Raw genomic sequence first — 24609 nt, forward strand, 5'->3', positions numbered from 1 at the left:
ATAACGAAAATATCGAGGATCCTATGGAAAAAAGATTTGATTCAAATCGCAAAATAATGGCACCTCACGGCAGTCAATTAAGCTGCAAAAGCTGGTTAACCGAAGCGCCAATGCGGATGTTGATGAATAATTTACATCCCGATGTGGCGGAACGACCTGAAGAGCTAGTGGTATATGGTGGCATTGGTCGTGCAGCGCGTGACTGGGAGTGTTACGACAAAATTATTGAAACTTTGCAGCGTCTTGAAGATGACGAAACCTTGTTGGTGCAGTCAGGCAAGCCTGTTGGTGTGTTCCAAACCCATGAAAATGCGCCACGGGTATTAATCGCCAACTCTAATATAGTGCCGCACTGGGCAAATTGGGAGCACTTTAATGAACTCGATAAAAAAGGTTTGGCAATGTATGGCCAAATGACAGCAGGTTCATGGATTTACATCGGTACTCAGGGCATTGTACAAGGTACTTATGAAACCTTCGTTTCCGTAGCGAAAAAGCATTTTGATGGTGAAGCGAAAAATCGTTGGATATTAACTGGCGGCTTAGGTGGTATGGGCGGCGCTCAACCTCTGGCAGGAACAATGGCAGGTTTTTCGGTATTGGCTTGTGAAGTGGATGAAACTCGAATCGATTTTCGACTTCGTACAGGATATGTCGACAAGAAAGCAACGTCACTTGATGAAGCACTTGAAATGCTTGAGCAAGCTAAGGCGGTGGGGAAAGCTGTCTCTGTCGGTTTGTTGGGTAATGCGGCTGATATTTTTGAAGCGCTGGTTGAGCGTAATATCACTCCTGATGTGGTGACGGATCAAACCTCCGCCCACGATCCGCTAAACGGCTATTTGCCACAAGGATGGAGTTTAGAGCAAGCGGCTTCGGTACGTAAGACCAATGAAGCCTTGGTGATCCAAGTTGCGAAAGAATCGATGGGCTCTCAAGTACGGGCGATGTTGAAGTTGCAAGAGCGCGGTGCGGCAACGTTAGATTATGGTAATAACATTCGACAAATGGCTTATGAAGTGGGGGTTGGGCGCGCCTTTGATTTCCCTGGATTTGTTCCCGCTTACATTCGTCCGCTGTTCTGTGAAGGCATAGGGCCATTCCGGTGGGTGGCACTTTCTGGCGATCCTGAAGACATTTATAAAACAGACGCTAAAGTCAAAGAGCTTATTCCTGATAATTCTCATTTACATAACTGGTTAGACATGGCGAGGGAGCGTATTGCCTTCCAAGGCTTGCCTGCTCGTATTTGCTGGGTGGGGTTAAAAGACAGAGCACGTCTTGCATTAGCGTTTAATGAAATGGTCAAAAATGGCGAATTGTCAGCGCCTGTCGTTATTGGCCGAGATCACTTAGATTCAGGTTCAGTGGCCAGCCCAAACCGTGAGACTGAATCAATGAAAGATGGCTCGGATGCAGTGTCTGACTGGCCGTTACTTAATGCCATGCTCAATACAGCAAGTGGTGCAACTTGGGTGTCGCTTCATCACGGTGGTGGTGTAGGCATGGGCTTTAGTCAACATTCCGGTGTCGTGATTGTGTGTGATGGCAGTGATGCCGCCGCTAAACGAGTTGGCCGAGTATTGTGGAACGATCCCGCAACAGGTGTGATGCGTCATGCTGATGCTGGTTACGACATTGCTAAAAACTGCGCTAAAGAGCAAGGCCTAGATCTGCCGATGCTTAATGAAGTAAATAAAGAAAAGGAAGCCTGATTGATGGACTCATTCGTATTACAACCAGGAAAGTTAACCTTAGCGCAGTTACGTCACGTTAGCCGTAACCCAATTAACTTGAGTTTAGATAAAGAAGCGGTTTCTGGCATTCATCGTAGTGCAGAAATGGTGCAACAAGTGCTGGATGAAGGTCGTACAGTTTACGGGATTAATACAGGTTTTGGTTTGTTGGCTAACACCAAAATTGCTGCGGAAGATCTGCAATTGCTGCAAAGATCAATCGTGTTGTCCCATGCTGCTGGTACCGGTCGGTTTATGGCTGATGATACGGTTCGTTTGATGATGATACTAAAAATAAACTCGCTCAGTCGAGGTTACTCAGGCATTCGTATGGCAGTGATCGATTTCATTATCGAGATGATTAATGCCGAGGTTTATCCATGTATACCGGAAAAAGGCTCCGTGGGCGCGTCTGGTGATTTAGCGCCACTCGCCCATATGTGTTTGCCTATTATTGGCGAAGGTGAAGTGCGTTACCAAGGTGCAGTAATGCCATCAGCTGATGCATTAAAACGAATTGGCTTAGCCCCAATAGAACTCGCCGCTAAGGAAGGGTTGGCTTTGCTTAATGGTACCCAAGCTTCAACCGCATTAGCGTTAGAGGGCTTATTTTATTCTGAAGACTTATATCATAGCGCGTCAGTCATTGGGGCGATGAGTGTCGAAGCCGCTATGGGCAGTCGCAGTCCATTTGATGCTCGAATTCATGAAGTGCGGGGTCAGAAAGGACAAATGGCATCGGCACAGTTATTTAGGAAGTTATTGGGTGAAACCTCTGAAATAAGTCAAAGCCACAAGGATTGTGATAAAGTACAAGATCCTTATTCATTGCGTTGTCAGCCACAAGTGCTTGGTGCATGTCTGACGCAAATTTCCAACGCAGCTGAAGTGTTAGAGATTGAGGCCAACGGTGTAACGGATAATCCCTTGGTGTTCCACGACAACGGTGACATTATCTCGGGTGGTAATTTCCACGCTGAGCCTGTTGCTATGGTGGCTGATAACTTAGCCATTGCTATTGCAGAAATCGGTGCATTGTCCGAACGACGCATTGCGCTGTTGATCGATTCGAGCTTGTCAAAACTGCCGCCGTTTTTAGTGGATAACGGTGGGGTCAATTCAGGCTTTATGATTGCTCAAGTCACCGCCGCCGCATTAGCATCTGAAAACAAAACGTTTGCGCATCCAGCATCGGTAGACAGTCTGCCAACCTCAGCAAACCAAGAAGATCATGTTTCTATGGCCACATTTGCTGCCAGACGTTTACGTGACATGTCTGAAAATACCCGTGGTATTTTAGCGGTGGAATGGCTAGCTGCCGCACAGGGATTAGATTTTAGATCGCCTTTACAGCCAAGCCAATCAGTGGCCGATGCAAAAGCGTTGTTAAGATCCGAAGTCCCACATTACGATAGAGATCGCTATTTCGGGCCTGACATTGAAAAAGCCACTCAGCTGCTCAATGCGGAGTGCTTTAAGGAAATTGTGGCAAGTTAACAAGTAGATGTCATTGAAAATAAAAAACCATCAAGCTTTTGCTTGATGGTTTTGTTAATCGCTTCCCTACAAGCTCAGTGAACTTTGTTTCAGGATAGACGTCGAAACAATGATTTAGAATAGGATTACAGTAATTAAACCTAGTTAAACCTAAATAAATCGGTTGGGAGCGTTCATATACGCAGAAAAAATTACTGATATTTAGGTTAAATGCTCAACTCAGAGCTATGTATGGCGGCCGTTAGGGTATATAGTACTTTGAGCTTGTGCCTTACACTGAAAGCCTTTAGCTCTTGCTGAGTGAGAGATTAATTACTGTAATTATTATAAGTTTTTCCAAGGTTTTCAATAAGGATATGATGAAAATGACAAATAAAACAATGATTGTCCTGAGTGCGTTTATTACACTGATAGCGACTTCGAATGTATCTTCTCATGCACTTGAATATCCTCATATTGAAACCGTAGGTACGAGTAGTATCGAAGTGAAGCCAGACATGGCAGAAATTTCAGTGTCGGTTAATATGACAGGTCAAACAGCGAAACAGGCAAAAGCAGATTCTGATAAAGCCGTTTCAACACTCATCAAAAAATTGATGCAGGCAAACATTGCTGAAGACGACATTGATAGTGCAAACTTGCAACTACATCCGCAATATCGTTACCAACCAGAAAAAGAACCGATATTAATGGGCTATCAGGCTAGTCGGAATGTCACTATTAAGGTAAGAAACTTAACCGAGCTCAATATTATCATTGATAAAACGGTCTCATCGGGCGTAAACCAAGTAAATCACATTAGTTTTAAAAGTAGTAGGCAAGAGCAGTTTGTTGAGCAAGCTAGACAAGCGGCCATCACCAATGCAAAAAACAAAGCTCAATCTTTAGCAAAAGGTTTCGGACAGCAAATTGATCGCGTCTGGGAAGTTAAATACTTCAATTCAAGTGCGCCTCGCCCTTTGCTTCGTAAGGCTGCGTTCATGGGAAACATCAGCGAAGCAGATAAAAGCTATCAAAATACTAAAATTACCATCCAAGATAGAGTTGAAGTGGTGTTTACCTTAAAATAGCGCGCTTTAACCTAATGCCAATTACAGTAATTAAATGCTCAACTCAGAGCTATGTATGTGCTCAAAGTGCAATCGAAATTGATGAAGGCATAGTTGTTACCGACATACAAAGCTGTCGTTATTACGTTGCTACGTCAAGACAATTTTTAGAAGTAATTTGAGCACATACAAGCTCCCGAAGGGCAAGTCTAAAGGGTTCCATTACTGCGTTCAAGAACTTGAATTATCCCGACAAAAGCACGAAGTGCGTTGAACGCCAGCTTTGTATGGCGGCCGTTAGGGTATATAGTACCTCGAGCTTGTGCCTTGTACAGAAACCCTTTAGCTCTTGCTGAGTGGGAAGTTAATTACTGTAATTGGTATTAATATCAGCCATTTTTTCTACGCTTGAGAACGCAGTCAACAGATGTTTCTAGGTTTAATCACGAATGATTCGCTGTGAAGGTAGCAATATTTTGAGCATGAAAAAATACAAATGGGTGCTGTTTGATGCCGATGATACATTATTTGATTTTGATGCATTTGCAGGGCTCACAGTGCTGTTCTCGCAATACCAATATGTATTTACCAAGCAAGACTATCAAGCCTATCAGGCACTGAACAAATCGTTATGGCTTAAATATCAAGACAATTTAATTGATGCGCAAACCCTACAAATTGAACGTTTTAAACCGTGGGAGGCTCAATTTGGTGTGAGTGCAGCTAAATTCAATGCAGGTTTTCTACTCGCTATGGCTGAAGTCTGTCGTCCACTATCAGGAGCCATTGAGCTACTTCAATATTTGAAAAATAACGGTACTAAAGTGGGTATTGTGACGAATGGCTTCACAGCTTTACAACAACTTCGGTTAGATAAAACGGGCATAAATGAATTTGTTGATCTTTTAGTTATTTCTGAACAAGTTGGTTTTGCAAAACCTGATCGCCGAGTATTTGAATATACTATAGATAAAATGGATGACGCGGCATTTACCTCGGTATTAATGGTTGGGGATAACCTTAATACCGATGTACAAGGCGGGTTTAATGCAGGTATTGATACCTGTTGGTACAACGCAAAATGTGAAACTAATACGACAAACCTCATTCCAACAATTGAGGTGAAGTCACATCAACAGTTGTTAGCGCTACTAAGTACCAGTCGATAAGTTCTTTGATAGTTATTGTGTTCAGGTTTAGTGCTATACAAGACGCAATGTAGGGCGCATAGCCGTAACTATGTAACCAAAGTTGCAACACCGTAGAGTGCTGAAACTGGGCACTAAAAAATCTGCGTTCAACCGATTTATTTAGGATTAATAATGGGTAAAAAAAACCTAACAAAAATGTTAGGTTTTTTACAGTACGCAGAAGCGTACTGAGTAGCATTGTACTATAGCAAATTATGCTTCAGCAATAACCGATACTTTTACAGTCGTTTTTACTTCAGTGTGAAGTTGAACTTCAACATCAAAGTCACCAGTGTGGCGCAATGCACCGTGTGGCATACGAACTTCTGCTTTAGCTAATTCAACACCAGCAGCGGTTACAGCGTCAGCAATATCGCGAGTACCGATAGAACCGAATAGCTTGCCTTCATCACCCGCTTTAGAAGCCAGTACAACTGATTCTAGTGCAGATAGCTTTTCAGCACGTGCAGTAGCAGCAGCCAAACCTTCAGCTAATTTAGCTTCTAGTTCTTGACGACGCTCTTGGAAGAATTTTTCGTTTTCTTCGTTAGCAACAACCGCTTTACCTTGTGGCAAAAGGAAGTTACGCGCATAGCCAGACTTTACTGAAACCTTGTCACCTAGGTTTCCTAGGTTAGCGATTTTATCAAGTAAAATAACAAACATTATCTAATCCTCTATATTCGATTGCGATTACTGATGTAAATCAGTATATGGCAGTAGAGAAAGATAACGCGCACGCTTGATAGCGCGAGCTAGTTGACGTTGATATTTAGCACTAGTACCAGTGATACGGCTAGGAACAATCTTGCCGCTTTCAGTGATGTAGTTTTTAAGTGTAAAAATATCTTTGTAATCAATTTCTGCAACACCTTCAGAGGTGAAACGGCAGAACTTACGACGGCGGAAATAACGTGCCATTTTGACAGTCTCCTAAGTTTTCAATTCGACATTGTCGGCATGAATCACAGTGCGATTGACTCCATTGCGACCAGTTTGTAACGCAATAAATCCTTCAACATGGATCTCGGTACCGACTTTTAAATTCTTCGCTATTGATGTAAATCGTTCGCCGGATAACACTACTTGTATCTGCACATATACGTTACGGAGCAAGTCGGCTTCATAGCGCTGCGATTGATGTTCCAACATGATTTTCCAATGAGGAATACCAGCAGGACTTTGCAAATTCGATACTCGTTTAATGATTCCTGATAAAGTTAGTTGATTTACATTCACAAAGAGTTTTACTCAGCTTCTGCAGCAGGCTCTGCAGCAGGCGTTTCTGCTACTGGTGCTTCAGGTGCTGGTGCTGCTGGCGCGCTTTCAGCCGCTGGCTTATCAAAAGAACGACGTGAATCACGTTCGTCTTTAGCTTTTGCCATTGGAGAAGCTTCAGTAACCGCACTCTTAGTACGCATTACCATGTTACGCAGAACAGCGTCGTTGAAACGGAAAGCTGTTTCTAATTCTTCAATTGATTCTGCTGGTGCTTCTACGTTCATAAGAACATAGTGCGCTTTATGCAGTTCAAGGATAGGGTAAGCCAATTGACGACGGCCCCAATCTTCTAGGCGGTTTACTGTACCGTTTGCATCGGTAATGATACCGGTGTAACGCTCGATCATGCCTGGGACTTGTTCACTCTGGTCAGGGTGAACCATAAATACGATTTCGTAATGACGCATTTATTGCTCCTCACGGTTAATTAGCCTCGTTTTGGGATCAGTCAAACCAAATGGAGGCAAGGAACGAATTTAGACTGAATTAGGCGCGAGATAATACAGAAAACTGACCAATAACTCAAGAAATACTCAGCAGTGTTGTTTGGCTAGTCCAATATTAAGTGATTTTAACGTATAATGGGGCTTTCGATTTATCAATTTTATGTATGATGTTATGAAATCAGCTTGTGGTTTATTTTTTTCTTTCGTGTGTTTTTCAGGCTCGACATTCGCGATTGTGCCTACGCTTTATCAAGATCCTGAACAGCATTTTACTGCTGAAATCGAAGTGGGTTTTCAACTTAATACAGGTAATAATAGTGCGACCAGTTTTAATGGCCGAACAAATTTAGTGTACGACACTAACTCCGCGAAACAAGAAGTGACAGTGAGAGGTTTTTTTGCGTCAGACAGTGAAAGGACAACATCTGAGAAGTATGAGTTGAATTTGCAATCAAACTACAAATTGTCTAGTGGCTATGTGTTTGCACAAAGTGATTACGTGAGAGATCGATACGGTAGTTACACTAAGTTGGCGACGATTTCATCCGGTTATGGTTTTGATGCTATTGATACGAAAAAAGCTAAATTGAGTCTCGAACTCAGCCCAGGTTACCGTTATAACTTGCCCATTGAAACGGACGTCGTGCCTGTGCCGCAAAGCAATACAGATACCATCTTAAGAACAGCAGCGCGATTCTCATACAAGATGCATGAGTACACGAGTTTTACTGCTGATCTGACGGCTGAAAATGGTGCAGAAAATAATACACTCACATTAGACACTAGTTATAAAAATCTCATGTTTAAGGATTGGGCATTTAAAGTGGGCATTAACATTAAGTATACTGACGTAGTGCCAGAGGGTTCAAAGCGAACTGATACTGTCACAACCTTTAATTTGCTCTATACCTTTGAGTAATACCAATTACAGTAATTAAATTCCCAGTTCAGAGCTATGCATGTGTTCAAAGTACAAGTGAAATTGATGAAGACATAGTTATTACCGACATACAAAACTGTCGTTATTACATTGCTACGTTGAGATAGTTTTGCGTAGTAATTTGGACACATACAAGCTCCCGAAGGGCAAGGCTAAAGGACTCCATTACTACGTTACAAGTTTTTGAATTATCCCGACAAAAGCACGAAGTGCGTTGAACGTCAGCTTTGTATGGCGGCCGTTAGGGTATATAGTACTTCAAACTTGCGCCTTGTACTGAAATCCTTTAGCTCTTGCTGAGTGGGAAGTTAATTACTGTAATTGGTAAAAAAATATTTAGGATCATAATTGAGTTAATTGATGCCGTTTGGGAAATGGATTTAATTGATAAGTATTCAGTCAGGGTTGTTAATCCTAAAAACATCAGTTGAACGCTGAGTATATGAGTAACTGTTTGAGTCAATAAGATGACTTTATCATCATGGCTTTCACCCAATGAGTGAAGCGCTCTACGCTCACAAGCTTGCTAAAATGACTTCTATCTGCGTTGTAACTTTTGCAAGTAGAATAACTGCTTGCTGCAAGCTACGCCTTACTATCAGCCATTTTTTCTACGCTTGAGAACGCAGTCAACTGATGTTTCTAGGGAGCGCCACGAAGCGCTTTATTCTGTTGTGGGATTTGTCTCAACGTATACGCAGCCAAGCGATTACATGGCCATAAACCAGAGACAGCAACGTTATTATTTATAATAAGTCCATCAGGTTGAAACGTACCTGACGGGATAATTACCAGTTCATCCCGAAATCTGACGGGCATGCATAATGGGTAACCGCTATGACATGAAGCCCTGTGACAAAGGCCTTGAATAAAGGTTGAGATGCAATGTAGGCCGCAGCATCAAGCGAATTCAGTTAAGCGTCGTAAATCAAAAAAATGAAGATGGGGAGTCTTTCCTAGTTGACGAACCCTGACACAAACAGAGAAGCAACTGGTAAATGCATCTGTTTGATCTTCCGGCGTAATATGAAGTGGCATGTATTGAAGGAAATAAAGTGAACGTGGGAGAGCCTGAGTGTTGGAAGGTAGTGACTTGCACTATCCGAATATAAGGTAAACCGAAATTTCAGATAGGGCGCTCAGGCAGTCGGATGAGCCCATAGTACCGTTAACCGTGAAGACAACATAACTTCACATCAGGGAAGGGGCTCAGTGTTACACCCGTTTTTAACGTAACTTTTGAGGTGAAATTGCCATATGGCTAACACTCCAGTAAATATCAGAATATTACAGCGAAAACTTTACTTACGCTCAAAGCTTAACTCGGAGCTACGATTTTACAGCTTGTACGATAAACTCAGTCGCCTAGATATACTCGAAGAAGCCTATCGACGATGCAAAGACAATAAAGGCGGAGCAGGAATTGATGGCATCACATTCAGTTATCTAGAGCAGCAAAAGAAAGTCGTTGCGCTGTTAAAAGAAATTCAAACTCAATTACAACAGAAAAACTATCGACCTAGCCCAGTCAAACGAGTAGAAATACTCAAAGACAACGGCAAAACGCGGAAACTTGGGATCCCGATAATCAGTGACAGAATTGTGCAAATGGCGATGACAATAGTGATGCAACCCGTCTACGAACCTCATTTACATGAACACAGTTATGGCTACCGTCCATGTCGAAGCGCCCAGCAAGCGGTAAAAGTCATTGAAATGAGCCTAAAACAAGGCTATCAGCACGTACTCGATGCTGACTTGAGCGCCTATTTCGATACCATCCCGCACGCTAAGTTGATGACAAAAATAGAAAGGCGAATAAGCGACAGCAGCTTTCTGAGTTTACTGAAAAGCTTTATCAAAGCGCCCATCAGCATAGAGACGGTCAACGGGAAATGGCGAATAGAAGCAAGCCGATGTGGCACTCCGCAAGGCGGAGTTATCTCTCCACTACTGGCTAACATCTATCTCAACGATTTCTGTTTGAAAATACACGAAAAAACACCGTGTAAAATCGTTACCTATGCAGATGATTTTGTTGTACTTCATAAGCAAACCTACACACAAGAGCAACTGGACTGGATAACACAGCAATTAAGTGATGAAGGTCTGAAGCTAAATCAAAGTAAAACCCACTGTGTGGATATGGGAAAGCTGATGAATGAGTTTGATTTCCTCGGTTTTAACTTTCAACGGATCACAGGCCTCATCAAAGGCACCAGTTACATCAAGATACAGGCGTCTAAGAAGAGCCAAACAAAGCTGAAAAATAAAATCAGAGACATAGTGAAACACCGAACCTCAAATACACTTGGCGTACTGATAAATAAGGTTAATCAAGTTCTGAGGGGATGGAAACACTATTTTGGTGGGATAGGTTATCCCAGAGGTGTATTTTTCAGAATAAATGGATTTGTAGTAAACCGGTTCTATCGCTGGCATCGTCGCTTAAGTCAACGTCGAAGCAAGTATCTATCACGAGGTGCTTACGAAAAATTACGCCAAGCTGGTCTTGAGTATTTACCCACGACAAGATGATAAGCAAAGTGAAGGGGCTGAGAGAAGTGTAACAACAGAGCCGTGTGAGGGAAAACCTCATGCACGGAATCGAAGAGGGGCTGCTGGATAAGCGATAGCGAAGCCAGTAGCCTACTCTACTTAATCTATAAAAGCATTTAAATTAAACATTTGAGTTGCTCAATATTAGAAATGCAAACCTGTGGTAATGGAGCACTTAAAGGTGATGTTTGAGTGTGGCCATAGCTTGGGTTTAACCAAACGGCTTGGCTGCCGAAATTTCTTGCACCTACTACATCCGCTGAAAAACTGTCTCCAACATGTAAAATATCGGCGGGTTCAACATTAAGTCGTTCACAAGCCAGTTGAAACAGGTCGGCGGCGGGCTTCATTTTTAAACCATTTCCTGCATGTAAAATAAATTCGAAATAGGGTGCTATGCCGATTCTAACAGCATCAACATTGCCATTTGAAATCCCAATAAGGGTGTACTTTTGCTTTAGATAAGTGAGTAAATTAATACTGGAATCTGGAACGGTGAAATTACTGCGATGATAAAGAAAGTGCTCGAGGCTGGATTGCGCGCCATTTTGGGCATCTTTTTGACTGAGGCCAAGTGCTAACAGCAAGTGCGTCGCTGTCGCTTCACGGATTTTCCAAGTGTCGTGGCTTAAATCCGGTTGATTATGAATGAGCATTTTTTTAGTCGCTAGCCAATGTTCGCTGTGCCATTGATGAGATGCTGGGAAGTGTTGTTGTAAAAAACGTAAAAATTCAGCTTCAGCTTTAGTGATATAGGGAAAATTATTATAAAGCGTATCATCGAGATCAAAACTGATGACTTTGAAAGGGCGTAAGCCTAAAAATACTTGTGGCGACTGGAGAAGCATTATTTTTCCTTGGTGCGTTTCGCTCTTGGGTGAGCGCCGTCATAGACTTTGGCTAAATGCTGAAAATCAAGGCTGGTATAGACTTGAGTAGTCGAAAGGTTAGCGTGTCCGAGTAATTCTTGTACGGCACGTAAATCGGCACTAGATTCTAACATATGAGTTGCAAATGAATGCCTGAGTTTGTGAGGGTGAACTTTAGCCGAGACCCCTTGTTGCTGCCCCCATTTATTGATCCTTGCCTGAATACTTCGGTGGGCAAGCCGGCGGCCTTGATGGGTCACAAACAGCGCGTTATCTTCGCAATTAATATTATTTCGTAACCTAAGCCAATGGCTAATGGCTTCTCGTGCCATTTTGCCTACGGGTACAATACGCGTTTTATTGCCTTTACCCAACACTCGCACTTGGGTTAAATCATCATCAAAACTGGATTGATCGAGGGCCGAAAGTTCAGCTAAACGTATCCCTGACGAATAGAATAGTTCCATAATGGCTTTATCACGCACGGCAATGGCTGAATCAGTATCGATTTCCATTAAATGATGGATGCTGTCGGCATCTAAATTTTTTGGTAATGGTTTGGCTTGCTTGGGAGCGGTTAATGTAACACTTGGATCATTGATGACGAGCTCTTCACGCTGAAGAAAACGATAAAATTGCTTCATCGCGGATAAAGTTAACGCTATGGAGCGGGCACTAAGTCCCTTTCGATGTAACCGTGAAAGTACCGCTTGAAGTTGCTCAGTGCTGAGTTGCTGCCAAGGTGTAGCATGCTCGAGTAAACGTTGAATGCGACTGAGCTCAAACAAATAGTTTCGGACAGTATGAGGAGAGTAGTGCCGCTCTGATTGCAAATAACGCTGAAATTGTTGGATCAAAGCGACATTCATGGTCTCGATATTACTACTGTTATTATTCATTTTTTGCGTAAAACTGGCTGAGTTTATGATTCAGCAAACCTTGTAATTGTTCTAAAAACAAATTATCCATTTCAGGATGAAAATGTGCAGGATTGTGGGTCGCCACAGCAAATATTACCTTATTGCATTTCGCTTTAGGGGTGATTTTGGTTAAGGCGACTGAACCTACTTGGCTACCAAATAGGCGTTGCGACTCATTCTCGGTCAAACGACCAAGGTAGTGACCTTGGCTCATGCGTTTATTCCACAGTGCCATCAATTCACTATCTATGTCGTGAACTGTGATAAGCCTGATGTTGGAAAAATTAAACTCACGCTTTAACTCTGACTTTAATATCGTTTTCAGGCTGCCGTGATCTTGAGTTTGCATCAATTTGGTGGTGAGTTCGTTGTTAAAACGAAAAATTCGTTCATTGTGGCTGGCGATGCTCATCAATGAGGTAATTTCTTCTTCCAGTTGGCTCACTCGCTGTCTCAGCGCGATTTGCTGCCGCTCGACAATGGAAATAGAACCTCGCTGTTGATGATCTACCCGCAAGCTTAATAGCAATTCAGGGTATTTATTAAAAAAATCTGGATTATCTGCTAAATATTCATAAATTATTTGGTCGTCAAACGCCGCTACTTTATCTGTTTCAGGTGTCACTACTGTGGTCATAATTGTATTTGTCCATCGTATACATGTTGGGCAGGCCCCGTCATCCATAAAGGCTTACTATCACCATCCCAAGCGATTTTTAAACGACCGCCGGGCAAGTCTACTCGTACCATTTTCTTCAATTTATTTTGTCGTTGTCCAACGACGACAGCTGCGCAAGCTCCGCTGCCACAAGCTAATGTTTCTTCAGCCCCGCGCTCATAAACCCTTAGTTTTATGTGCTCAGGGCTAATGATTTGCATAAAGCCGACATTCACGCCTTTAGGGAAGCGTTCATGCTTTGTTAGTATAGCTCCGATCTCTGCGACAGGAGCAGTTTCAATATCATCCACTTCAATGACGCAATGGGGGTTGCCCATTGAAACCACTCCGCAAAGAAAAGTTTGACCATTGGCTTGAAGTAAATAGGTGTTCTCGGTTTTTTTTGCCTTAAATGGAATGCGTTGGGGATCGGTTATGGGAGTCCCCATATTCACAGTGACACTACCATCACGTTCTAATCGTAAGATCATCTTGCCCGTAGAGGTACTGACCCGTATTTTATTTTTTTGCGTTAAACCATGATTGTAAACATATCGTGCAAAGCATCGAGCGCCGTTTCCACATTGCTCGACTTCACTGCCGTCTGCATTATAAATGCGATAATGGAAATCGAGATCAGGATCGTATGGGGCTTCGACGATCAATAATTGATCAAAACCAATACCAAAGTTGCGGTGAGACATACGTCTTATCTGCTCAGCAGAAAAAAATACATTCTGAGTGATGCCGTCAACGATCATAAAGTCGTTGCCAAGGCCGTGCATTTTGGTAAATTGGATCAAAGGTTTTTCCTTTCTCATTAAGCAGGTCATGCTTGCATAACGACTATTTATTCGGGCAACAAGCTTTCGCCTTGCCACAATTGCGCTTGGATTTCTCGCTGACGGATCTGATGCGTTTTATTACCATCGACGAGCACTTCAACGGCTCTTGGGCGACTGTTGTAATTGGATGACATGGTAAATCCATAAGCGCCACAAGATCTGATGGCCAGTAAATCACCCGGTTTTACACACAACTCTCGCTGTTTGGCAAAGAAATCGCCAGTTTCACAAATGGGACCAACAATGTCGTAAACTTGACTGGTGCCTGAGGTTTTCAATACAGGCACAATGTTGTGATAAGCCTGATAAAGCGAAGGGCGAAGTAAATCGTTCATCGCTCCATCGACAATAGCAAAGTGCTTATCTTGGTTGTTTTTAAGGTATAAAACTTCAGTAACAAAAATGCCAGCATTAGCGGCGATAGCACGTCCTGGTTCAAACAATAATGTCAGCGGTCTGTCACCTAGCTTATTCAATACCGCGGCCGCGTATTGCTCAGGGTGAGGTGGCTGTTCACCGTCATAAGGTACACCAAGTCCACCACCGACATCGAGATGACTGATATGAATATCGAGCGACGAAAGTTGATCGATAAGCGCTAATAATCGGTCCATGGCATCTAAAAATGGTTGTAACTCGGTGAGTTGTGAACCAATGTGACAATCAACGCCTTTGGTATTAATGTGTGATAGTGCTTTTGCCAGCTGGTAGGTGGCAACGGCATCTTCCATCGCAATACCAAACTTGTTTTCTTTAAGGCCTGTGGATATGTAAGGGTGTGTTCCCGCACTGACATCAGGATTAATACGCAACGAAACTGGGGCAATAATGTTGAGGCGCTGGGCGACCTGATTCAATTGTTCGAGTTCAGCAATCGATTCAACATTAAAGCAATAAATTCCTAGTTTTAGCGCATACTCCATTTCAGTAATGGTTTTTCCAATACCAGAAAACACCACTTTCTTGGGATCCCCCCCAGCTTCAATCACTCTTGCAAGTTCGCCACCGGACACAATATCAAATCCGCTTCCAAGTCGAGCTAGTACATTGAGAATCGCAATGTTTGAATTGGCTTTAACGGCATAACATATTAAATGCGGATGATCGGCAACGGCATCATTAAACGCATGCCAATGTCTCTCAAGTGTCGCTCTTGAATAAAGATACATTGGTGTACCGAATTGCTTTGCAACAGCGGCTACATCGCAATCTTCGGCAAAGAGTGCGTTATCCTGATAGTTAAAGTGATCCACGATTTACATATCCTTTGTGCTGAGAGTCTCTAGTTATTGTGCTTGTTCTCGGTTGTTGATTGCGTCTTGGCTTGTTTATTCTTATCTTGCTTTGGCTGTGTTGTGGTGCTTTTATTCGTTTCGGCTTCAGCCGTTTTGTATAACGGCCCTTTTTGTCCGCATGCGGTAAGCACAACACTGGCAACAATGGCAACAATGATAATTAAAAGCTGTTTCATTTCGGCATTTTCTATGATTTCCGATATATAGGACTTATAATCGCATTCAATGAGATAAAAGCAAAGGGTAGAAGTAGATGAAAATGACTGATACTGAGTTTCATCATCGAGCGGATGAAATTTTTGAGGCGCTTGAAACCGCAATTGAAGCCGCGATTGATGAACAAGAAGCGGATGTTGATATCGAACGAAGTGGCGGTGTGGTTTACCTTGAGTTTGAAAATCGCTCAAAAATCGTCATCAATACACAAGAACCACTGCATGAGATCTGGCTCGCGACATTGACGGGTGGTTATCATTTTAAATTTGATAATGGGCAGTGGTTTGATAGTAAAAACCAATGTGAATTCAAACAGTTTGTGATCGAGTCTATTGCCAAGCAAGGCGATATCACTATTACACTTTAGGGTCTGTTGATCTTTCAGGATTAAATTTTGTGCTATTTGAGCATTTATCTGTTCAAGGCGTGAGCAGTGATGCTTAGCCATCTAAGTGAGCTGGTCACAACACATAATAGTGAATGCTCAAAAGCATCGAAGACAGCGTAAATTGGTCATTTCTGCTGCGTTATCGTTTTCTTATTTGGAAACGAAGTAACGACAGTTTTGTATGTCGATAATAACCAAACCTCACAAACTCTGCCTTGCATAAAATAACCAATTTATCGCTGCAAAAACAATCACGAAAGATCAACAAACCCTAGAAATCAGTAAGTTGATCGTCGGCTGAAATACCAAACGGTAAGACTTGTAATTGCCCCTTAATGCGCTCGAGTTTAAAAAATTGTGGTAAATTAAAATGGCCTTTGTTGGACGTCAGTTCATCAAAGGCATAGTGCTGGCTGATTGTGCTGACTAGCTGATCCATATCTTGTTCATGCTGAACATAATGGCTGATCTCATTGTTATCATCCAATACAAATACTTCGACATCTTGTCTTTGTTGCCGCAAAAAATACTGAATCGATCCTTGTGTTGAGTAATTAAGTATCACTGGAGGCGCACAAGTTAAAGGATCATTGCATAGTTCTGGTCGTGGGAGCTGGGTAAGCTGATCACAACTAATACGCTGATAAAAAGATTTTGCATCATGTAAATCTTGACAGGCCAGCCCGTTATTATTGATAAATATGCCATAGCGTCTTTGAGCAATATGCACGGGTTGCAATAAGGTGCTGGACTCTTGAACTTGATGGGTCAATCTTAAAGTCTGGCGTACCAGTTTTTCAACTTGTTGCTGTAACTGATTTTGTAACCGTTGAGAACAGCTCATGACTTTAATAGACATATCGCTTGGAGCGCGCTTTAAGCCAGAAGCTATAAATGTCAGTGCATCTAATATGGCTAACTTTCCATTGAAGCTATGGCATTGCCATTCTCCCCAACTGGTGGTGGCCATAATATCAATGCTTCCTAACATATTTTGTTGACGCCGCCCCAAAGAAAAAATATTGACGTTGAGTACATCAATCATCATTTCTTGTCCCTGCCATTGGCAAGTTGGGTCGTTGGATAAGTTCACCATGATTAATAATTGTCGATAATGCCAAGGTTGGGATAAATCGTATTTAGACACTTTATTTCTACAGGGTGAGCCACTAATCGTGTTCAATAGCTGTTTACAATGTTTATCAATCTTACAGTGAGTGAGTTTTCTATCTTCAAGTTGATGCCATTTGGTTTTATTATCGACGGCACCATTGAAGCAAGCCCACATTAAGATGCCTGCTAAGGAGTGTGTTTTGTATATTGGGCTTTGCCCCAACAGGGCTTTGGGTGACAGCGCTTGGCGATACAAATAATATTGACCATCACGGTTGCTGTGAATGATGGTTAATTCTTCCTCGGCTAAATGTTCACTCCATAGTGGGTTTAATTTGCCTATCTGATGTTCATCATGGTGGAAAAAAGTATGCAATTTACGGGTTAATAAGTTTAACTCTCCCATTCGTAAACTGTCATTCAATTGCTGTTTAGAAGCAAAAGCCAATAAGGTTTGGTAACTGGACAGCATCAGTTCTTTGAGTTGATCGTTAAACCATTTAAGCTGACCGCTCCGCCATTGTTCACAATTGTCCAATGTTGAAATTAGGCTGTCTGACCAATTCCAATTACTCACCAATTGTTGCATTTTTTTAACGCGCCAATCGTTATGTTCAGGTAATTGGGTGAGTTTTACACCACATTTTAAGTAAAAACATCGTCTTAGAACCTCAAGACGCTTCGCGTCATCTTGATTAACAAGGTAATCTTCGATGTATTCATATAAGACATAATAAGGGTCATTTTCTAATGAGAAGTTACCTTCTTGTGTGCGTTGCCAAATTTTATCCGTTAACAAAATGGGATTGGGATAGTTTGCTGAATAGGCTTCGAGCAGTAGGACTTTAAGTAAGGCTTTGTGTGGTTTTTCAATACCTTTATATAGGTGCCATAGTGAGGCTCCAAAATACTCACCAGCACTCAACTCCCTCACATCGCCCAAATGAAGTAATTCAGGTAATTCTTTTAAGTGAGGCCACCACGCAATACCACGACCAGCTAAACGGATCTGTGAACGATAAAACTCTTCAAGTAGTAACCAGTGTTGCGCACTGCCACTGTGCTCTTTGCCAATACTCTGGTCTTGGGAAGCGGCAGAGTAGTTATCGTCAGAGAATTGCTGCGGGTGCACTAAATAAAAATTAACTTCGAGTTGGTAATGTTCAAACCATTTGCTTAGCTTAGACAGTTTATTTTTAAGTAAGGATAATTGTTTTGGTGTGGCGTCTGCGCGGTGGATGGCCCAAATATCAATATCGCTATAGCAACTTTGCCCAAAGCTTGCGACACTGCCCATGGCATAAATACCTTCGAAAATATATTGATCAGGAGAAGCTTCATTAGGCAGTTTGAAGTTAAAGATTTCACAGTCTTGCTTATGTTCAGTGGTAAGATTGAACCCATAAATGCCACGGGGAGTGTGCTCGTTCGTGAAGCCGGGGAGATCAATATCGTGGTATTCCAGTAATACAGGGATCAAATTAAATAAGTGTTGCTGCATGGTAGGCAACAGAGAAAGTGCGCGCGTGAGCCTAACTTTATTTAATTTTTCAGCAAAGTGTGAAAAGCGTTTTTGTTCAAGCATCGGGCTTAGTTACCACTTACCGATAGAGTGCTTCATGCTATCAGGTTTAAAAAATACAGCAAGTAAATGAGATTTATATCACGTAAAGTTATGTTTTATGCTTTGGGTCACGTTAGCGCGCTCATTTTTTGGGTAGCTAATTAAGAGTATTCAGAAGCTACCATCTTCGAGTTGTTTTTTCATTATGATGTCTAGGGTCTGTTGACCTTTCAGGATTAAATTTTGTGCTATTTGAGCATTTATCTGTTCAAGGCGTGAGCAGTGATGTTTAGCCATCTAAGTGAGCTGGTCACAACACAGAACAGTGAATGCTCAAAAGCATCGAAAAAAGAGAGAGCGTAAATTGGTCGCTCTTTCTAAATCAAAGGTGCTGCGTTATCGTTTTCTTATTTGGAAACGAAGTAACGACAGTTTTGTATGTCGATAATAACCAAACATCACAAACTCTGCCTTGCATAACATAACCAATTTATCGCTGCAAAAACAATCACGAAAGATCAACAGACCCTAAGTTAAAGGTGTTTCTGGCTATGTAATTAAACTATCAGAACGAGTCTCTCATCCATTTTGTGGACTTCCTTCAAAACGAGTTTCTCCTCCATTTTGTGAACCTCCTTCAGAACGGTTCTCTCCTCCAGCTTGTGGATCACCTTCATCAGCATTCGAAGTATTCTGTGGCGAGTCGGTAGAATCATTTTTGATGAAACTTTGCTGAGTAAGTTTTGGCTGAACAGTCCCTTGCTCTTTATGTTTTTGCATTTCACCGTAGAGCAATGGATCAGCTTGTTCCAGCTTTTTAAGATCCTCAGGCGACATCTCCATGAAACAACTCATTCTTTGTGGGTGTGCGATATCAGATTTATCGTAAGCTACTTTTTCTGTTAAAACTGGCTGAACCTGCAAGGGCGGGGTTTTAAATTTGGTGTACGCATTTTCTATGGCAGCAGTTTGTTTAGTTAGGTCACTTTTATTGATAAAGCCAACCACAGAATGATCAGTAAGAAGCCTGAGCTTGATGCGTCCATCTGTCTGTTTTTTACGGGTTGGAGTGAAACTAACTTTGTACAGATAAGAATAAGTTCCCAGAGAAATTTTCCCTTTGGTCGATTTTACCGAAATGGAAGTTTGTTTATTTGCTGATTGAGTGGTTGCTGTCAGCGTATCGAAATGACTTTGCTCAAAACTTGTTAGTGTGCGGGTCTTAGTGTCGTATGTAAGAGGAGCCGTAAGTAAAGCAGTAGGTGATGCAGTAGCCATATAAATGCCCCCGATTCATGATGCTTAACAAAATTTGCTTAAAAGCTCTGTGTCACTGTAGCAATAGCCATATCTAATACCAATTACAGCAATTAACTTCCCACTCAGCAAGAGCTAAAGGGTTTCAGTACAAGGCGCAAGTTTAAGGTACTATATACCCTAACGGCCGCCATACAAAGCTGGCGTTCAACGCACTTCGTGCTTTTGTCGGGATAATTCAAAAACTTGCAACGCAGTAATGGAATCCTTTAGGCTTGCCCTTCGGGAGCTTGTATGTGTCCAAATTACTACGCAAAATTGTCTTAACGTAGCAATGTAATAACGACAGTTTTGTATGTCGGTAATAACTATGTCTTCATCAATTTCACTTGTACTTTGAACACATACATAGCTCTGAGTTGGGAAGTTAATTACTGTAATTGGTATAAGTGTTTCTATTTCAAGGAGCATACGACCAGAATATTGAATGTGTCATCAAATTTAAGAACATTAGTTAAGATTTACTTGCTATACAACATCACCGAAAATTATAAAGATTGATACAGATCTATCCATTTTCAATATTATCACTCTAAGACTTCAACTCGTAGCAACTTAAGTGAGGCAATGATAGCATTAGGCTTTCGTTGTTTTTGCTGAGATTTAAGCATGTCACACACTCCAATTCGTATTGCTACTCGTAAAAGTCCTCTTGCTATGTGGCAAGCTGAATTTGTAAAAGCTCAATTAGAAAATATTTATCCAGGCATTACCGTCGAACTGCTCCCTATGAGCACGAAAGGGGATGTGATCCTTGATACGCCATTAGCTAAAGTCGGTGGAAAAGGGTTATTTGTAAAAGAACTCGAAGTTGCAATGCTTGAAAACCGAGCCGATATAGCTGTGCATTCGATGAAAGACGTGCCAGTTGATTTTCCTGAAGGATTAGGGCTGCACGTAATTTGTGAACGTGAAGATCCTCGTGATGCTTTTGTTTCGAATGTATACAAAACTATTGACGATTTACCACAAGGCGCGGTTGTCGGAACGTCAAGTTTGCGTAGACAGTGCCAAATCCGGGCCATGCGTCCAGACCTTGTGATTAAAGATTTGCGTGGCAATGTCGGTACGCGCCTTGCGAAATTGGATACGGGTGATTATGACGCGATTATTTTAGCCGCAGCAGGATTGTTGCGTTTAAAACTTGAACAGCGCATCGCCAGCTATATCGAACCAGAAGTGTCATTACCGGCTAATGGTCAAGGCGCAGTAGGGATTGAATGTCGCCTTGATGATGATCGAGTCAAAGCCTTGCTGGCACCGCTTGAGCATAAAGAAACTCGCTACCGAGTATTGGCCGAGCGCGCGATGAATACTCGACTGGAAGGAGGTTGCCAAGTTCCCATTGGAGCCTACGCAGAAATTAAGCAAGATACATTAACCTTACGAGGGTTAGTGGGTAATCCGGATGGCAGTGAAATTATTTCAGATACAGTATCAGGCCATAAAGAACAAGCCATTGAACTGGGTCAGCAATTAGCTGAGCTGTTATTGAAAAAAGGCGCTAAAGTAATATTAGATGTCGTTTACAATAAGGCGTAAATAAGAATGCACATACTGCTGACAAGAGCCAAGGGCAGTAATCAAGTGATGAGCGAAGTACTCACTCAACGGGGAATCGCGCACAGCGTTACTCCCTTGCTTGAAGTACAGAGTTATTGTGTCGATATCGAGCAAAAGCAAGCATTGAATGAAGCCGATATTGTTATTTTCATCAGTGTGAATGCAGTTATCTATGCCGAACATTCAGGGCTTATACCGCTGAATCAAACGGCTCAATGCTTTGCTGTTGGCAGTGCGACGCATCATGAACTCAGAAAATTGGGGATTGATCCGCAAGTGGCTGTCAGTGGCCAGCACCACAGTGAAGGCTTATTAGAGCTTGATGCTCTCAAGTTGGTAAACAATAAAAAAATAACCATAGTGCGTGGTTGTGGCGGTCGCGAATGGCTAGCTGATGTTTTACGAAATCGTGGCGCAAAGGTTGAGTATTGTGAAGTTTATCAACGAAAAATGCCGGATTATACGGGTCAGAAAATATGTCAGGTGTGGCAGGAATCAAAAGTTAGTGCAATTTTGATCACTAGTGGTGAAATATTATCAAATCTTATAAAATTAGTGCCAAAAGAGTCGGTTGCATGGCTTATGTCATGTTTTATTGTGGTGCCCAGTGAACGAGTCGCAGAGTTGGCGAAGCGAGCTGGTTTATCCAATGTCATTAATGCCGGTTCAGCGAGCAGCGAAGAAATGTTAGCTGCTGTACTCGATATTACTCATGATTAGGTAAGCTGTTCATGAGTTTCTACCAAGGATCTTTGCATGGAAAATAAGTCTCAAGAAAAAGAGCGATTGAAGCCATCGGCAGCTAAGTCTGAAACTACGGTAACTGAGCCTGCAGAAGCCAAAGAAGCCAGTAAACCGAGTGCCCAGCAAATCGTTCATGGTACTTCAGGCATGGTTAAGTTTTTTATTTTCTTATCTTTCCTTGTAAGTGGTGTGCTTATTACTGGTGGTTATTACGCTTACCTTGAATATCAAAAAAAGGGTGACAGTCTTGCGTTATTAACCCAGCAGCTTAATCAAATCCAGCAACACGTAGACTTACAAAGGACCACGACAGCTGAATTGGATAATAATGCGGAACAATTCAATAAGCAATTGAATAAACTTTCAGCTCAGCAAAAATTAATTCAAGATAGTGTTGCCAGTTTAGCTAAAAGAAACCCTAGTCATTGGATGGCGGCAGAAGCAGAATATTTGGTCGAAATGGCAGGAAGAAAACTCTGGCTAGAACGAGATCTCTCAACAAGTGTGGGATTATTAAAAGCGGCAGATGGTCAAGTAGCCGCTATGCGTGATCCATCACTGTTACCCATTCGCAAAGCATTAGCTCAAGATATTAGCCAAGTTAAATCAATTAAACGTGTCGATATATCTGGGACAGTGTTTGCAATTGATGGCCTGATCGTTCAAATAGAACATTTACCATTAAATCAAGCGAACCAAGCGTCTGAATCAGAAGATGAAATGGTAGAGCTGAGCACTTCAGTCAGTGATTGGCATAACAATCTTGATAAAACATGGCGCGCTTTGACTCAAGATTTTATTAAAATTCGTAAACGAAAAGGGGATGTTGCCCCCTTAATGTCGTTGCAACAAAGTTGGTATCTTACTCAAAATATCAAAAATAAACTTTTACAATCTCAATTAGCCTTATATCGAAACGATGAACTGAACTATCGACAGTCTATGTCGTTAGTACGCCAATGGGTGTTTGAATATTTTGATTTAGAAGCGCAAGAAACGAAGGAAATCCTTAATAGCATTGATAAGCTCCGCAAACTATCGTTACAACAAATCTCTATTAAAAAATTTGCGTCATTACCATTACTAAAGCAATTAACTACCTATGGTGAATTACAGTCAAGTACGGAGAATGATTTATGATCCGGACTTTAGTGTATGCATTAATTATTATATTGGGAGTGTGCATCAGCCCTTGGATAATTGAAAGTAAAGGCTATTTGTACATTGCGATTGGTGAATACGAATTAGAAACGAGTGTCGTGTTCGCTGTTGTTGCCATTGTTATTTTTTATAGTGCATTGCAGGCGGTTGAATGGCTCATCGTGTCTGTACTGAACCTATTTATTAAACAAAGCTGGCTGCCACAGCGCTGGCGGAAAAAGAATGCAAGAAAGCACACGCTTGCAGGGGCACTCGCATTGGCTGAAGAAGATTGGGCCGCCGCCGAGAAGTCTATGCTTCGAGGTGCTGGAAATGGCGAAATACCTACTCTAAACTGGCTTGCAGCCGCGAGGGCGGCTCAACACCAACAACGCATATCACAGCGAGATGAATATTTATCAGAAGTTGAAAAATTGGCGAATACGAAGCAAGCGTTAAGTGTCATTCGTACCCGTTATTTCATGCAACAAGGTGAACTTACTGCAGCCAGAGCGCAATTAGATAGTTTACAACCGACGAAAATAAGCAAAACTTCAGTCGTTCAATTAGCGTTAGATTTATATCGCCAACAACAAGATTGGCAAGCCATTAAGCTGATATTGCCGGCTGTACAAAAAAAGCAGCTACTGACAAATGATAAAATTGCGCAATTGACTATGGAAACAAATCAGGCCTTGCTTAAACAGGCAGCTGAAAAAGGCGCTGCTGAATTAGATAAATCATGGCATTGGCTAAGTCGAGCAGAACGTAAAGAACCACGTAATATTGCCCAATACTGTATGGGGTTGTGTCGCAACCAGAAAAAAGACACGGCATTAAAAATGATAGAAAAATCGATTAAACAAACATCATCAAATGAGTTATACGATGCATTACCGGATATGGTCAATGCCGAAGATAGCAACATCAGAAAATTGTTGAAATCAAAAGCTAAAGTTGAAGCCAGTAATGTTAGTTATCAACAGTGTGTTGCTAAGTTGCATTCTCAAAAACGAGAGCTTGACTTAGCGAAGCAACATTGGCAAACGGCAAATAGTATCAGTCCAAATGCAGAGTCTTGGGTTGCACTGGCGAAGATCCATGAGCAACTGGGAGAGCAAAGTGACACTTTAGCTTGCTATCGGAAAGCAGTTCAATGATATTTCTATAAGTCGTTCTTACGTAGTAAGTTAAAAGTATTATTATAGATTTTGAATCTTTCATTAAATATTTTACTACACAGTACACGTTATTTTTCCTCCAGTGATGGAGCCATTAA

23 protein-coding genes are annotated in these 24609 nt (G+C 41.8%); 11 read left to right on the top strand and 12 right to left on the bottom strand.

Annotated elements, in window-relative coordinates:
* The first annotated feature begins 23 nt into the window (after positions 1-23).
* The 4 genes from hutU to yjjG all read left to right on the top strand — a co-directional run bounded on the left by hutU (position 24) and on the right by yjjG (position 5451).
* Positions 24-1715, top strand: coding sequence for a urocanate hydratase (gene hutU, locus E2I05_RS01285; protein WP_121853655.1), 1692 nt, complete (start codon positions 24-26; stop codon positions 1713-1715).
* Between the two features lie 3 nt (positions 1716-1718).
* Positions 1719-3233 (top strand): histidine ammonia-lyase, encoded by a 1515-nt coding sequence (gene hutH / locus E2I05_RS01290; RefSeq protein ID WP_121853654.1) that lies wholly within the window; start codon positions 1719-1721, stop codon positions 3231-3233.
* Between the two features lie 365 nt (positions 3234-3598).
* Positions 3599-4303, top strand: a complete 705-nt coding sequence (locus E2I05_RS01295) for an oxidative stress defense protein (RefSeq protein ID WP_165905492.1) — start codon at positions 3599-3601, stop codon at positions 4301-4303.
* Between the two features lie 461 nt (positions 4304-4764).
* A complete protein-coding gene (gene yjjG, locus E2I05_RS01300) occupies positions 4765-5451 on the top strand; it encodes a pyrimidine 5'-nucleotidase (RefSeq protein ID WP_121853674.1) in 687 nt (228 codons plus the stop codon).
* Between the two features lie 234 nt (positions 5452-5685).
* Here yjjG and rplI read toward each other — a convergent pair whose 3' ends face one another.
* The 4 genes from rplI to rpsF are packed head-to-tail and all read right to left on the bottom strand — an operon-like array spanning position 5686 to position 7160.
* Positions 5686-6138 carry a 50S ribosomal protein L9 gene (rplI, locus tag E2I05_RS01305; protein WP_121853652.1) on the bottom strand — a complete coding sequence of 151 codons (453 nt, stop codon included), beginning with the start codon at positions 6136-6138 and terminating at the stop codon, positions 5686-5688.
* 27 nt (positions 6139-6165) lie between these two features.
* On the bottom strand, positions 6166-6393 hold the full coding sequence (rpsR, locus tag E2I05_RS01310) for a 30S ribosomal protein S18 (RefSeq protein WP_121853651.1): 228 nt from the start codon (positions 6391-6393) through the stop codon (positions 6166-6168).
* A gap of 12 nt (positions 6394-6405) precedes the next feature.
* A complete protein-coding gene (gene priB / locus E2I05_RS01315; protein ID WP_121853650.1) occupies positions 6406-6711 on the bottom strand; it encodes a primosomal replication protein N in 306 nt (101 codons plus the stop codon).
* 8 nt (positions 6712-6719) lie between these two features.
* Entirely contained in the window at positions 6720-7160 is a 441-nt protein-coding gene (rpsF, locus tag E2I05_RS01320; RefSeq protein WP_121853649.1) for a 30S ribosomal protein S6, read from the bottom strand.
* Positions 7161-7371: 211 nt separating this feature from the next.
* Between rpsF and E2I05_RS01325 the strand changes: the two genes are divergently transcribed.
* The gene (locus tag E2I05_RS01325; protein WP_121853673.1) at positions 7372-8118 is read left to right on the top strand and encodes a DUF481 domain-containing protein; all 747 of its coding nucleotides are present in this window, start codon (positions 7372-7374) and stop codon (positions 8116-8118) included.
* 1278 nt (positions 8119-9396) lie between these two features.
* The gene (ltrA, locus tag E2I05_RS01330; RefSeq protein WP_133309429.1) at positions 9397-10677 is read left to right on the top strand and encodes a group II intron reverse transcriptase/maturase; all 1281 of its coding nucleotides are present in this window, start codon (positions 9397-9399) and stop codon (positions 10675-10677) included.
* Between the two features lie 137 nt (positions 10678-10814).
* Here ltrA and E2I05_RS01335 read toward each other — a convergent pair whose 3' ends face one another.
* The 6 genes from E2I05_RS01335 to lptM are packed head-to-tail and all read right to left on the bottom strand — an operon-like array spanning position 10815 to position 15461.
* The gene (locus E2I05_RS01335) at positions 10815-11546 is read right to left on the bottom strand and encodes an HAD-IA family hydrolase (protein WP_121854123.1); all 732 of its coding nucleotides are present in this window, start codon (positions 11544-11546) and stop codon (positions 10815-10817) included.
* On the bottom strand, positions 11546-12466 hold the full coding sequence (xerC, locus tag E2I05_RS01340; RefSeq protein WP_121854124.1) for a tyrosine recombinase XerC: 921 nt from the start codon (positions 12464-12466) through the stop codon (positions 11546-11548). Before xerC ends, E2I05_RS01335 begins: the two co-directional genes overlap by 1 nt.
* Positions 12459-13124, bottom strand: a complete 666-nt coding sequence (locus E2I05_RS01345; protein WP_121854125.1) for a DUF484 family protein — start codon at positions 13122-13124, stop codon at positions 12459-12461. The genes xerC and E2I05_RS01345 overlap by 8 nt, the downstream gene beginning before the upstream one ends.
* The gene (dapF, locus tag E2I05_RS01350) at positions 13121-13948 is read right to left on the bottom strand and encodes a diaminopimelate epimerase (RefSeq protein ID WP_121854126.1); all 828 of its coding nucleotides are present in this window, start codon (positions 13946-13948) and stop codon (positions 13121-13123) included. Before dapF ends, E2I05_RS01345 begins: the two co-directional genes overlap by 4 nt.
* Before the next feature lie 47 nt (positions 13949-13995).
* Positions 13996-15243 (bottom strand): diaminopimelate decarboxylase, encoded by a 1248-nt coding sequence (gene lysA, locus E2I05_RS01355; protein ID WP_121854127.1) that lies wholly within the window; start codon positions 15241-15243, stop codon positions 13996-13998.
* Positions 15244-15272: 29 nt separating this feature from the next.
* The gene (lptM, locus tag E2I05_RS01360; RefSeq protein ID WP_121854128.1) at positions 15273-15461 is read right to left on the bottom strand and encodes an LPS translocon maturation chaperone LptM; all 189 of its coding nucleotides are present in this window, start codon (positions 15459-15461) and stop codon (positions 15273-15275) included.
* Between the two features lie 77 nt (positions 15462-15538).
* Here lptM and cyaY point away from each other — a divergent pair, with 77 nt between their 5' ends.
* On the top strand, positions 15539-15868 hold the full coding sequence (gene cyaY / locus E2I05_RS01365; RefSeq protein WP_121854129.1) for an iron donor protein CyaY: 330 nt from the start codon (positions 15539-15541) through the stop codon (positions 15866-15868).
* Between the two features lie 292 nt (positions 15869-16160).
* Here the strand turns inward: cyaY and E2I05_RS01370 are convergent, their stop codons facing one another.
* Both E2I05_RS01370 and E2I05_RS01375 read right to left on the bottom strand, forming a co-directional pair.
* Positions 16161-18587: a class I adenylate cyclase gene (locus E2I05_RS01370; protein WP_121854130.1), complete on the bottom strand. Its 2427-nt coding sequence runs from the start codon at positions 18585-18587 to the stop codon at positions 16161-16163.
* Positions 18588-19145: 558 nt separating this feature from the next.
* A complete protein-coding gene (locus E2I05_RS01375) occupies positions 19146-19844 on the bottom strand; it encodes a hypothetical protein (protein WP_121854131.1) in 699 nt (232 codons plus the stop codon).
* 648 nt (positions 19845-20492) lie between these two features.
* Here E2I05_RS01375 and hemC point away from each other — a divergent pair.
* The 4 genes from hemC to E2I05_RS01395 are packed head-to-tail and all read left to right on the top strand — an operon-like array spanning position 20493 to position 24490.
* The gene (gene hemC / locus E2I05_RS01380) at positions 20493-21425 is read left to right on the top strand and encodes a hydroxymethylbilane synthase (RefSeq protein ID WP_121854132.1); all 933 of its coding nucleotides are present in this window, start codon (positions 20493-20495) and stop codon (positions 21423-21425) included.
* 6 nt (positions 21426-21431) lie between these two features.
* Complete coding sequence (locus E2I05_RS01385) at positions 21432-22166, top strand: uroporphyrinogen-III synthase (RefSeq protein ID WP_121854133.1); 735 nt, start codon at positions 21432-21434, stop codon at positions 22164-22166.
* A gap of 36 nt (positions 22167-22202) precedes the next feature.
* A complete protein-coding gene (locus E2I05_RS01390) occupies positions 22203-23330 on the top strand; it encodes a uroporphyrinogen-III C-methyltransferase (RefSeq protein WP_121854134.1) in 1128 nt (375 codons plus the stop codon).
* Positions 23327-24490 (top strand): heme biosynthesis HemY N-terminal domain-containing protein, encoded by a 1164-nt coding sequence (locus tag E2I05_RS01395; RefSeq protein ID WP_121854135.1) that lies wholly within the window; start codon positions 23327-23329, stop codon positions 24488-24490. The genes E2I05_RS01390 and E2I05_RS01395 overlap by 4 nt, the downstream gene beginning before the upstream one ends.
* Positions 24491-24609 lie beyond the last annotated feature (119 nt).

Source organism: Parashewanella spongiae (genome assembly GCF_004358345.1).
Classification (GTDB): Bacteria; Pseudomonadota; Gammaproteobacteria; order Enterobacterales; family Shewanellaceae; genus Parashewanella; species Parashewanella spongiae.